The sequence below is a fragment of the Burkholderia sp. genome, from assembly GCF_018375725.1.
Lineage (GTDB): Bacteria > Pseudomonadota > Gammaproteobacteria > Burkholderiales > Burkholderiaceae > Burkholderia.
In genome coordinates this window covers 1-11,395 of sequence record NZ_JAHACR010000120.1, presented here as the reverse complement: position 1 = coordinate 11,395, position 11,395 = coordinate 1, and the positions used below count along the sequence as shown (strand labels likewise).

At 65.4% G+C, this 11,395-nt stretch carries 14 protein-coding genes and 1 pseudogene; 11 read left to right on the top strand and 4 right to left on the bottom strand.

Translation table 11 applies throughout. From position 1 onward, the window contains the following. Nucleotides 1-202: pseudogene (locus tag KH616_RS14265) on the bottom strand (hypothetical protein); the annotation flags it as partial. A 42-nt stretch (nt 203-244) separates the two neighbouring features. Further along, nucleotides 245-2,020, bottom strand: a complete 1,776-nt coding sequence (gcl, locus tag KH616_RS14260) for a glyoxylate carboligase (RefSeq protein WP_292245479.1) — start codon at nt 2,018-2,020, stop codon at nt 245-247. A 198-nt stretch (nt 2,021-2,218) separates the two neighbouring features. Between gcl and KH616_RS14255 the strand changes: the two genes are divergently transcribed. Continuing rightward, nucleotides 2,219-3,130, top strand: a complete 912-nt coding sequence (locus KH616_RS14255) for a LysR family transcriptional regulator (protein ID WP_292245477.1) — start codon at nt 2,219-2,221, stop codon at nt 3,128-3,130. A 32-nt stretch (nt 3,131-3,162) separates the two neighbouring features. On the opposite strand, the gene KH616_RS14250 is transcribed toward KH616_RS14255, so the two are convergent. Further along, nucleotides 3,163-3,549: a cupredoxin domain-containing protein gene (locus KH616_RS14250; RefSeq protein WP_292245475.1), complete on the bottom strand. Its 387-nt coding sequence runs from the start codon at nt 3,547-3,549 to the stop codon at nt 3,163-3,165. Between the two features lie 10 nt (nt 3,550-3,559). Then, nucleotides 3,560-4,462, bottom strand: coding sequence for a metallophosphoesterase (locus tag KH616_RS14245; protein ID WP_292245473.1), 903 nt, complete (start codon nt 4,460-4,462; stop codon nt 3,560-3,562). Between the two features lie 237 nt (nt 4,463-4,699). On the opposite strand from KH616_RS14245, the gene KH616_RS14240 reads away from it, so the two are divergent. From KH616_RS14240 to KH616_RS14195, 10 genes are all read left to right on the top strand, one after another. Then, a complete protein-coding gene (locus KH616_RS14240; RefSeq protein WP_292245481.1) occupies nt 4,700-5,356 on the top strand; it encodes an RNA polymerase sigma factor in 657 nt (218 codons plus the stop codon). Further along, nucleotides 5,346-6,179 (top strand): anti-sigma factor, encoded by an 834-nt coding sequence (locus KH616_RS14235; RefSeq protein ID WP_292245472.1) that lies wholly within the window; start codon nt 5,346-5,348, stop codon nt 6,177-6,179. Before KH616_RS14240 ends, KH616_RS14235 begins: the two co-directional genes overlap by 11 nt. A 218-nt stretch (nt 6,180-6,397) precedes the next feature. Beyond that, complete coding sequence (gene rpsF / locus KH616_RS14230) at nt 6,398-6,772, top strand: 30S ribosomal protein S6 (protein WP_292245470.1); 375 nt, start codon at nt 6,398-6,400, stop codon at nt 6,770-6,772. Nucleotides 6,773-6,811: 39 nt separating this feature from the next. Continuing rightward, complete coding sequence (priB, locus tag KH616_RS14225; protein ID WP_292245468.1) at nt 6,812-7,111, top strand: primosomal replication protein N; 300 nt, start codon at nt 6,812-6,814, stop codon at nt 7,109-7,111. A gap of 2 nt (nt 7,112-7,113) precedes the next feature. Then, on the top strand, nt 7,114-7,389 hold the full coding sequence (rpsR, locus tag KH616_RS14220; protein WP_292245466.1) for a 30S ribosomal protein S18: 276 nt from the start codon (nt 7,114-7,116) through the stop codon (nt 7,387-7,389). 27 nt (nt 7,390-7,416) lie between these two features. Then, nucleotides 7,417-7,869, top strand: coding sequence for a 50S ribosomal protein L9 (rplI, locus tag KH616_RS14215; protein ID WP_292245465.1), 453 nt, complete (start codon nt 7,417-7,419; stop codon nt 7,867-7,869). Between the two features lie 139 nt (nt 7,870-8,008). Beyond that, on the top strand, nt 8,009-9,391 hold the full coding sequence (locus KH616_RS14210; RefSeq protein ID WP_292245464.1) for a replicative DNA helicase: 1,383 nt from the start codon (nt 8,009-8,011) through the stop codon (nt 9,389-9,391). A gap of 138 nt (nt 9,392-9,529) precedes the next feature. Then, nucleotides 9,530-10,156 carry a DUF47 domain-containing protein gene (locus tag KH616_RS14205; RefSeq protein ID WP_292245463.1) on the top strand — a complete coding sequence of 209 codons (627 nt, stop codon included), beginning with the start codon at nt 9,530-9,532 and terminating at the stop codon, nt 10,154-10,156. Nucleotides 10,157-10,166: 10 nt separating this feature from the next. Then, nucleotides 10,167-11,177: an inorganic phosphate transporter gene (locus KH616_RS14200; RefSeq protein ID WP_292245462.1), complete on the top strand. Its 1,011-nt coding sequence runs from the start codon at nt 10,167-10,169 to the stop codon at nt 11,175-11,177. Continuing rightward, nucleotides 11,105-11,395, top strand: a 291-nt coding sequence (locus KH616_RS14195; protein WP_292245483.1) for a hypothetical protein, incomplete at its 3' end; no start/stop codon positions are given. The genes KH616_RS14200 and KH616_RS14195, both read left to right, overlap by 73 nt.

Below are 11,395 nucleotides of genomic sequence, written 5' to 3'. Positions count from 1 at the left end.
CAGCAAGGTGCCAGGCGTCGAGCTGATCGTCCGCACGCAAGACAAGCGCTTGCTTACGGTCGTTCAGACCGCCGACGACGGCAAACGGATACGGGAACAGGAACTCGACGGCGTCGAAGCCGGCGTCGGCAGCCGCCCCGAAGCGATCGAGAAACGGCACTTCGTTGAACAGCATGGTCAGGTTTGCGGCAAACTTCGGCATGGGTGAAACCTCTCGCGTCGGTGAGTCAAAAGCGGATGCGGGTCAGTCGAGCAGCGCGATCGCGGTCGGCGCATGTTCCGGCTTCGTGGCCAGTTCCTCGAACTCGTTGATCGCGTCGATCTCCGCGCCCATCGCGATGTTCGTCACGCGCTCGAGAATCACTTCGACGATCACGGGGACGTTGAACTCGGACAGCATCGACTGCGCTTTCTTCAGCGCCGGCGCGATGTCTTCCGGCCGGAACACCCGCAGCGCCTTGCAGCCGAGGCCTTCGGCAACCGCGACGTGGTCGACGCCATAGCCGTTCAGCTCGGGCGCATTCACGTTGTCGAACGACAGCTGTACGCAGTAGTCCATGTCGAATGCGCGCTGTGCCTGGCGGATCAGGCCAAGGTATGAATTGTTCACGACGACATGCACGTAAGGCAGCTTGAATTGCGCGCCCGCCGCGAGTTCCTCGATCATGAACTGGAAGTCGTAGTCGCCGGACAGCGCGACGATCGGCCGCTGCGGATCGGCCGCCCGCACGCCGAGCGCGGCGGGAATCGTCCAGCCGAGCGGGCCGGCCTGACCGCAGTTGATCCAGTTGCGCGCGTGGAACACATGCAGGAATTGCGCGGCCGCGATCTGCGACAGACCGATCGTGCTGACGTAGCAGGTGTCGCGGCCGAACACCCGGTTCATCTCCTCGTACACGCGCTGCGGTTTGACGGGCACGTTGTCGAAGTGCGTCCTGCGCTGCATCGTGCGCTTGCGTTCCTGGCATTCGGCCGCCCACGCGCCGCGGTCCTTCAGCTTGCCCGCCGCTTTCCATTCCTTCGCGACGGCGACGAACAGTTCGAGCGCGGCTTTCGCATCCGACACGATGCCGAGATCCGGGCCGAACACGCGGCCGATCTGCGTCGGCTCGATATCGACGTGAACGAAGGTGCGGCCCTTCGTGTAGACGTCGATGCTGCCGGTGTGGCGATTCGCCCAGCGGTTGCCGATGCCGAGCACGAAATCGGCGGCGAGCATCGTCGCGTTGCCGTACCGGTGCGAGGTCTGCAGGCCGACCATGCCGGCCATCAGCGGGTGGTCGTCAGGGATCGCGCCCCACGACATCAGCGTCGGGATCACCGGCACGCCGACCGTTTCCGCGAATGCGACGAGCAAGTCTTCCGCCGCCGCGTTGATCACGCCGCCGCCTGACACGATCAGCGGGCGTTCGGCGGCGTCGAGCATCGTCAGCGCGGCCTCGATCTGCGCGCGCGTGGCGGCGGGCTTGTAGACGGGCAGCGGTTCGTAGGTGGCGATGTCGAATTCGATCTCCGCGAGCTGCACGTCGATCGGCAGGTCGATCAGCACCGGGCCGGGACGCCCCGAGCGCATCAGGTGGAAGGCCTGCTGGAACACGCGCGGAACCAGCGCCGGCTCGCGTACGGTCACCGCCCATTTGGTGACGGGCTTCGCGATCGACTCGATGTCGACGGCCTGGAAATCTTCCTTGTCAAGACGCGCGCGCGGCGCCTGGCCGGTGATCGCGAGGATCGGAACCGAATCGGCCGAGGCCGAATAGAGGCCCGTGATCATGTCGGTGCCGGCCGGCCCCGACGTGCCGATGCAGACGCCGATATTGCCGGGCGCGGCGCGCGTATAGCCTTCGGCCATATGCGACGCGCCCTCGACGTGGCGGGCCAGCACGTGGCTGATGCCGCCCGAGCGGCGCATCGCGGCATAGAACGGGTTGATCGCGGCGCCTGGCACGCCGAATGCGGTCTGGATGCCTTCCTTTTCGAGCACGAGCACGGCGGCGTCGACGGCGCTCATCTTGGCCATGAATGTCTCCTTGAGTGTCGCGAATCATGCGATCCGGTCTGTTGGAGACACTCTAGGGATGCGTGATGGGTTTGATAAGATCAGCGCCAGTCGCTTATTCCGAAACTAAAAGTATTGAATGACGGCTGGGCGCGTCCCGGCCCGCCGTCGGATGCTTGGCATGGATCAGCGCGCGCGCTGGCCGAAAGGAGGCGAGAAATGGATCGTTTCAAGCAGATCGAGACGTTCGTGCGCGTCGCGGACGCCGGCAGCCTGGCGGCCGCCGCGCTCGCGGAAGGCGTGTCGCCGGTCGTACTCGGCCGGCGTATCGACGCGCTCGAAAAACGTCTCGGCGTGAAGCTGATGTATCGCTCGACGCGGCGGCTCGTCGTCAGCGAGGCGGGCGCGGCCTTTCTCGAGCGCTGCCGCGGCCTGCTCGCCGAATGGGAGCAGGCGGAGAACGAACTGGCGGCCGGGCGGCAGGCGGTGAGCGGGCACCTGATCGTGTCCGCGCCCTCCGCATTCGGGCGCATGCATGTCGCGCCGCACGCGCCGGGTTTTCTGGCCGACAAGCCGGATCTGCAGGTGTCGTTCAATCTGACCGACCGCGTCGTCGACCTGGTGCGCGAAGGCTACGATCTGTCGATCCGGATCGGCGGCACGGTCGATCCGAATTTTGTCGCAGTGAAGCTCGCGACCAACCGGCGCGTCGTATGCGGTACGCCGGACTACTTCCGCAAGCACGGCCGCCCGCGGACGCTCGACGATCTGCTCGAGCACAACTGTCTCGCGTTCAACCTGCAGGGCGGCCAGAACCGCGGCTGGTATTTCCGGCGCGGCGGCAAGATCATCACGATGCGCGTGGGCGGCAACCTCGACTGCAACGACGGCGAGTTGCTGCATCGCTGGGCATCGGAAGGGCTCGGGCTCGGCTGGCGCTCGACCTGGGAGATCGCCGGGCAACTCGAGACGGGCGCGCTCGAAACCGTGCTCGACGACTACGCGCTGCCCGATTACGACATCCTTGCCGTCTATCCGCAGCAGCGCTTCGTGCCGACGCGCGTGCGCCATTTCATCGACTACCTGCGCGATGCGTATGCGCGCCCCGGCTACTGGAGCAGCATGCCGTAAGCGGCCATGCGCGGGGCGGGCGGCCGCGGCGGTCAAGCCACGACGAGCACGCCGTTCATCGTTTCGTGTCCGGAGCCGCAGAAAATGTCGCACAGGAACATGACCGTGCCGGCGTCGCCCGCCTGCGCGGGCAGCCGCACGACCGCGCCGGGCGGGACATCCGCGCGCACGCCGTAGGCGGGGATCGAGAATCCCATCACGGTGTCTTGCGCGGTCAGTTCGAACACGACCGCTTCGTGCGGTGCGAGCGGGATGCGGTCGGGCGTAAATACGAAGCGCCGCGCATGAACCTTGATGACGCGCGGCGATGCCGCGCGCGCCTGCCATCCGGCGAGCGCGGCGACGACCACGCCGCTTGCGGCAAGCAGCCAGCGGCGCCGCGCGGGTGCGGGCGGCGCCGGGCGATCGGCATGAGCCATGGCGGTCTCCTCAGTGCGTGCCCGAGGGCACGACAGGCAATTCGCTCAGCAGATAGGCGCCGGGGGCATCCGCCGTGCGCACCTCGCGCCAGCCGAGCCCGCGATACGGCGCGGCGGCATTCCACGGCACCGGCAGGCGCTTGTCCTGCGAGCCCGGCGCGGGCAGCGGAAACATCAGCGAGCGGGCCGCATGGTGCGCGATATGGCCCGTCATCGTGTGATGTTCCTGATGGATGTGGCCGTAGAACACCGTGACGTTCGGATAGGGCATCAGCACGTCGATGACCTTCGCGCCGTCGCGCGTCGCCCAGTCCCATTGCGGCGCGAGATCGAACAGCGGACGGTGCGTGAACACGACGATCGGCGTGTCGCGCGGCCGCCCGGCGAGATCCGCGGCGAGCCATTCGAGCTGTGCGTCGCCGACGCGCCCGGCCGGATCCGAGACGTTGTCGACCGTGACGAAATGCACGCCCTTGTGATCGAACGCGTAGTGCGTCGGCCCGAAGTGCTCGCGGTACGCGGCGCCGCCGTCGAGTGCGGCGTCGTGCTCGCCGGGCATCAGGTAGAGCGGCTTCGCGCGCAATTGCGACACGATCGACCGGAACTGCTGCATGCGTGCATGGCGTTCGGCGACGTCGTCGGTCGTGTGCGTCAGGTCGCCGGTGAACATCACGAAATCGGGCTGCGCCGGCAGCGCGTTGACCGCGGCGATCGCCTTCGGCAGCGTGCCGCCCGCATCCGGATTGATTGCCGGGCCGGCGAAGCCCCAGTGCGCGTCGGAGAGCTGGACGAAGAAGAAGTCGGCGTCGCGCGCGAAGCCGAAGCCGGGCAGCGCGGAGGCGAACGCGGCGCCGCCGTACGCGGCGAGGCGCAGGAAATCGCGGCGCGTCAGGGACAGGGGAGAGGTCGGCATGGCGGCTCCTTCGCGGTGAGGGGACTTGCCTGTGATACCGCCGTCGCGTGGCCGATATTCCCGGTGCATCGCGGTTTATTTTTCATCTCCGTCGCACCGTGCCGGGAATAAACTCGATTCACGGGCGGTAACGATCCTTGACCGCATGGCGTGCCGCCATTTCCGGTGGCGCACGCGAAACCGACGCGGCCGGTGGCCGCGCGCACGAAAGGGGGCGACGTGGGGCAATCCGGCCGGATGGCCGACGAACGCGCGACGGACGGCATGGCGGCGCGCAGCGCGCGATTCCAGGCGCTGGCGCTGCCGCACCTGGACGCGGCGTACAACCTCGCGCGCTGGCTGTGCGGCAATGCGAGCGACGCGGACGACATTGTCCAGGAAGCCTGCATGCGTGCGCTGCGCTTCGTCGATTCATGCCGCGGCGACAATGCGCGGCCGTGGCTGCTGACGATCGTTCGCCATACCTGGTACACCGAGTGGCGGCGCCGTGCGAACGCGCACGAGGTCGCGTCGCCGGAGGCGCTCGACGCGGCGGAGGGGCCGGACGACTGGCAGCCGGCCGGCGAAGATCCGCTGGCGCTGCTGATGCGCGGTGACGATATGCGTCGGGTGAACGCGGCGCTCGTGCAGTTGCCGGCCGAGTATCGGGAAGTGCTGGTGCTGCGTGAAATGGAGGAGTTGAGTTACCGCGAAATCGCGGCGATCACGGATGTGCCGGTCGGGACGGTGATGTCGCGGCTGTCGCGTGCGCGCCGGCGGCTCGCCATGCTGCTCGGCAGCCCGCGTCCGGTGCCGGCGCAGGCTGTCGGGGCACAGTCGGCAGCGGCGACGGCGACGGGCGCGCGCGGCACGCCGCCGGCCGGAACGGCATCGGAGGCCATCGATGGACTGTAACGAAAGGCGGCCGCTGCTCGGCGCGGACGTCGACCGAGAGCTTTCCGCGAACGATGCTTGGCGGATCCAGCAGCATCTCGAAGGCTGCGGCGCATGCCGTTCCGAACGCGAGCGGCTTGTCGCGCTCGGCCGTGCGGTCCGGCTGGCGGAATATCATCGCGCGCCGGATGCGCTGCGCGCGCGTCTCGTCGCGGGTTTGCCGGCAACGGCTGGAGAACCGCCGGACACGCACGGCCCTCGCTGGTTCGAACGTCTTGGCCTGCGTGGCGCGGCTGCCGGCTGGCCGCGTCCGCCCGCGGTCGCGCTGCCCGGCCTCGGCTGGATCGTCGCGCTCGGGATCGCGCTCGCCGCAGCGGCCGGACTGACGATGACGGCCCATCGCGCAGCGATCGACCGCACCGTCGACGAGCTGGTTGCGAGCCACGTGCGGGCCGGGCTGGCGTCACGCGATATCGATGTGCCGTCGAGCGACCGGCATACGGTCAAGCCGTGGTTCAACGGACGTCTCGACTATGCGCCCCCGGTCGCGGATCTGAGCGCGAGCGGCTTCACGCTCGCGGGCGGCCGCCTCGACTTTGTCGGGCAGCGGCGTATCGCGGTACTCGTGTACCGCTACCGGCAGCATGTGATCGACGTCTATGTCTGGCCGGCGGCCGAAGGCGGCCCGACGGCGCCGTATGCGACGGTCTCCCGGGGTTATGCGCTCGACCGCTGGGATGCGGCAGGCATGACGTGGTGGGCGGTGACCGACGCCGAGCCGGCCGCGCTTGCGGCGTTCCGGACAGCGCTGGATGGGCGTCTCGGCACGCCGCGCACGGAGTGACGCGGCGCAGCGGGATGTGACCCCTTCGCCGCCGGAACGGGTGCCGATCGCCCCCGCGCGGCGCCGGATCGCCCCAAGTCGTTGAAAACATGACTGAATCGCGCGGCGAATCATGCGGGAACCTTGCGCGCGCGCGGTATCCGGGTTAGAATCGCCGGCTTCTCACTTGCCACACCGGTTCAGACGCCCGGGTGGCTTCAATCCACAAGGAGTGTGTAATGCGTCATTACGAAATCACTTTCATCGTGCACCCCGATCAAAGCGAGCAAGTGCCCGCGATGATCGAGCGTTACAAGTCCACGATCACGTCGCACGGCGGCCAGGTCCACCGTGTTGAAGACTGGGGCCGCCGCCAGCTGGCCTACATGATCGAGAAACTCGCGAAGGCTCACTACGTCTGCATGAACATCGAGTGCGACCAGGCTACGCTCGACGAACTCGAACACGCGTTCAAGTTCAACGACGCCGTCCTGCGCCACCTCGTCGTCAAGATGAAGAAGGCCGAAACCGGCCCGTCGCCGATGATGAAGGAAGTTCAGCGCGAAGAAGCCAAGAAGGCGGCTGCTGCTCAGCCGACCGAAGCGCAGGCTTAAGCTCATAGTCATTAAGCCATCAAGGAGCACGCCACTCACGTGAACAGGTTGCAAATGACGGCAAGCGTCGTCGAGCGCGCAGCGGTGCGATACACGCCCGCCGGCGTTCCGATCGCAAGCGCCACGTTGCATCACCGCACGGAAGTCGTCGAGGCAGGCATTCCCCGTCAGGTCGAAATGACGATCGAGGCGGTGGCGGCCGGCGAGGCGAGCGGCAGGCTGGAGCGTTGTGAAATGGGCGTCGAGACGCTGTTCACGGGCTTCCTGGCGAAAAAAAGCCGCAACGCGCGCACCTTGGTGTTTCACATCACAGCATTGCAGGACATTGGAAAGGACTGAACATGGCCCGCCCCACTGGTAAGAAATTCGACAAGCGTCGTCAGCAGCAAAACCCGCTCTTCAAGCGCAAGAAGTTCTGCCGTTTCACGGCAGCCGGCGTCGAGCAGATCGACTACAAGGACACGGAAACGCTGAAGGACTTCATCGGCGAAAACGGCAAGATCACGCCGGCTCGTCTGACGGGTACGAAGGCGCACTACCAGCGTCAGCTGGATACGGCGATCAAGCGTGCGCGTTTCCTCGCGCTGCTGCCGTACAGCGATCAGCACAAGGCGTAATCAGGCGACGCAATAAGGAGAATTCGAATGCAAATCATTCTGTTGGAAAAAGTCGCCAATCTGGGCAACCTGGGCGATATCGTCAAGGTCAAGGACGGTTACGCACGCAACTTCCTGATCCCGAACCGCAAGGCACGCCGCGCAACGAAGCAGGCGATCGCTGAATTCGAAGTTCGCCGCGCCGAACTCGAAAAGATCGCAGCGGAAAAGCTGGCTGCTTCGCAAGCTGTCGGCGAGAAGCTGGCAGGCCTGTCGTTCGAAATCACGCAGAAGTCGGGCGTGGACGGCCGTCTGTTCGGCTCGGTCACGAACGCTGACATCGCTGAACTGCTGAAGAAGGCAGGCTACGACGTCGAGAAGGCACAGGTTCGCCTGCCGGAAGGCCCGCTGAAGATGATCGGCGAGCACGGCGTTCAGGTCGCGCTGCATACGGACGTCGTCGTCGACGTCACGATCAACGTGATCGGCGACCACGCGTAAGCGACACGCAGTCTTGCCGGGCGGCTCCCGCCGCCCGGATGAAGGGCAGGAGCCCGGGCAACCGGCTCCTGCCTTTTTTGTTTCCGGCCGTCGACGACCGTCTGGCGTCACCGCGCTCAATTCGCGATAATCCCAACCCATGAACGCGCCGCAAGATCCCCAACTCGAATCGCTGAAAGTCCCTCCGCACTCGGTCGAAGCCGAACAGTCGGTGCTGGGCGGCCTGTTGCTCGACAACGCGGCATGGGACCGGATTGCCGACTTCCTGTCGCAGGGCGATTTCTACCGCTACGATCACCGGATCATCTTCGAGCATATCGGCCGCCTGATCGCGTCGACGCGTCCGGCCGATGTGGTGACGGTCTATGAAGCGCTGACGACGTCCGGCAAGGCGGAGGAGGTCGGCGGGCTCGCGTACCTGAATGCGCTTGCGCAGAATACGCCGAGCGCCGCGAACATCCGCCGCTACGCGGAGATCGTGCGCGACCGCGCGGTGCTGCGCCGGCTCGTGTCGGTCGCCGACGAAATTTCCGCCGATGCGTTCAATCCGCAGGGCAAGGAAGTCCGCCAGCTGCTCGACGAAGCCGAATCCAAGGTGTTCTCGATCGCCGAAGAGGGCGCTCGCGGCAACCAGGGCTTCCTCGAGATCGGCCCGCTGCTCACGCAGGTGGTCGAGCGCATCGATACGCTGTATCACACCGCGAACCCGAGCGACGTCACGGGCACGCCGACCGGTTTCGTCGATCTCGACCGGATGACGTCGGGCATGCATGGCGGCGAACTGATCATCGTCGCGGGCCGTCCGTCGATGGGCAAGACCGCGTTCTCGATGAACATCGGCGAATATGTGGCGGTCGAGTATGGCCTGCCGGTCGCCGTGTTCTCGATGGAAATGCCGGGTACGCAGCTCACGATGCGTATGCTCGGCTCGATCGGGCGGCTCGACCAGCACCGGATGCGTACCGGACGCCTGACCGACGAGGATTGGCCGAAACTCACGCACGCGGTGCAGAAGATGAGCGAGGCGCAACTGTTCATCGACGAAACGGGCGGCCTGAATCCGATGGAGCTGCGTTCGCGTGCGCGGCGGCTCGCGCGTCAGTGCGGCAAGCTGGGCCTCATCATCGTCGACTATCTGCAGCTGATGTCGGGCTCGTCGGCCGGCGAGAACCGCGCAACCGAGATTTCCGAAATCTCCCGCTCGCTGAAGAGCCTCGCGAAGGAGCTGGATGTGCCGGTGATCGCGCTGTCGCAGCTCAACCGCGGCCTCGAGCAGCGGCCGAACAAGCGTCCGGTGATGTCGGACCTGCGCGAGTCGGGCGCTATCGAACAGGACGCGGACGTGATCCTGTTTATCTACCGGGACGAAGTCTATAATCCCGACAGCCCGGACAAAGGCACCGCGGAGATCATCATCGGCAAGCAGCGTAATGGTCCGATCGGGCCTGTTCGGCTCACGTTCCTGGGGCAATACACGAAGTTCGATAATTTTGCCGGTGCGCAGAACTTCTACGGCGAGTGACGCCGGATGTAAACCCCTATTTCACGAAACGTTGTATCCCGTCTCGGCACGTGCGCATGCCCACTTCGCGGCGGGACGGGAAACGGTACAATGTCGCCGCTTTTTGTGACAGCCGTTTGACCTTCTTTCAGGAATCCCATGTTCGGTCGATTCATGCCCACCGAGGGCAAGTTCTTCGAAATCTTCAATGCGCACGCGAAGTACATCGTTTCCGGTGGCCGCGAGCTCGAACTGCTGATCGACAATCTCGGTAATGCCGAGGTTCACAAGCAAAACGTGCAGTCGGCCGAGAAAGCGGCTGACAAGCTGACGCACGAAGCGATCGATTTGCTCCACAAGACTTTCATTACGCCGCTCGATCGGGACGAGATCCACAAGCTGATCACGACGATGGACGACATCCTCGACCTGATGGAGGACGTCGCGACCGCCGTGTCGCTGTACGACGTGCGGTCGGTCACGTCGGAGGCAAGCCAGCTCGCGCATATCGTGACGCAGGCGGCGCAGCATGTGCAGCAGGCGGTCGCGCTGCTGTCGGACATGAAGCAGTCGAGCCAGATCCTCAAGGCATGCGAGGAGATCGACCGCTGGGAGTCCGAGGCCGATCGCGTGCTCCGCTCGGCGATGTCGAAGCTGTTCCGCGAAGAGGACGACGTCAAGACGCTCATCAAGCTGAAGGCGATCTACGAGCTGCTCGAAGAGATCACCGACAAGTGCGAGGACGTCGCCAACATCATCGAAGGCATCGTGCTGGAAAACGCCTGAGCGGAACACGATGCATTCGATACAACTCGCCATTTGGACGGTCGCGGCACTCGTGCTCGTCGCGCTCGTATTCGACTTCATGAACGGTTTCCACGACGCGGCGAACTCGATCGCCACCGTCGTGTCCACCGGCGTACTGAAGCCGCAGCAGGCGGTGGCATTTGCCGCCGCATTCAACGTCATCGCGTATTTCATCTTTCACCTGAAGGTCGCGCAGACGGTCGGCAAAGGGACGATCGATCCCGAGATCGTCGACCATTACGTCGTGTTCGGTGCGCTGATCGGCGCGATCGGCTGGAACGTGATCACCTGGCACTACGGGATTCCGTCGAGCTCGTCGCACGCGCTGATCGGTGGTCTCGTCGGCGCGGCGGTCGCGAAATCGGGTTGGGGCTCGCTCAATATCGACGGCCTGATGAAGACGGTTGCGTTCATCTTCATCTCGCCGCTGCTCGGCTTCATCCTCGGTTCGCTGATCATGCTCGGCGTGTCGTGGATGTACTTCCGCACCGCGCCGAGCAAGGTCGATCGCCGGTTCCGCCGCTTGCAGCTGCTGTCGGCCGGGCTGTACAGCCTGGGTCACGGCGGCAACGACGCGCAGAAGACGATCGGCATCATCTGGATGCTGCTGATCGCGAGCGGCTATGCATCCGCGACGTCGAATGCGCCGCCTTCGTGGGTCATCGGCGCGTGCTATCTGTCGATGGGTCTCGGCACGCTGTTCGGCGGCTGGCGGATCGTGCGCACGATGGGCCAGAAGATCACCAAGCTGAAGCCGGTCGGCGGTTTCTGCGCCGAAAGCGGCGGTGCGATCACGCTGTTCATCGCATCGTTCCTCGGTATTCCGGTATCGACCACGCATACGATCACCGGCGCAATCGTCGGCGTCGGCGCGACGCGCAAGCTGTCGGCCGTGCGCTGGGGCGTCGCCGGCAACATCGTGTGGGCGTGGGTGCTGACGATCCCGGCATCCGCGCTGATCGCGGCAGCCGTATGGTGGGTTGGCCACCAGATTTTCTGATCGCATCGAGCACACGTCGCACCACGACGCAAAGCGCCGCATGCCGAAAGGCTGCGGCGCTTTTTCGCTTTTGCGGGGCCATTCGCCCGGTCAGGCAGGAGAACTCAGTCGCTTCCGCTGGCGAACTGCGCGTGAGGATGTGGGCATACCCCTACCTGACGTGGTTCGCGATTGGCGGAATGATCAGCATCCTCGTCGCGATGGCGTTCATTCCGGAA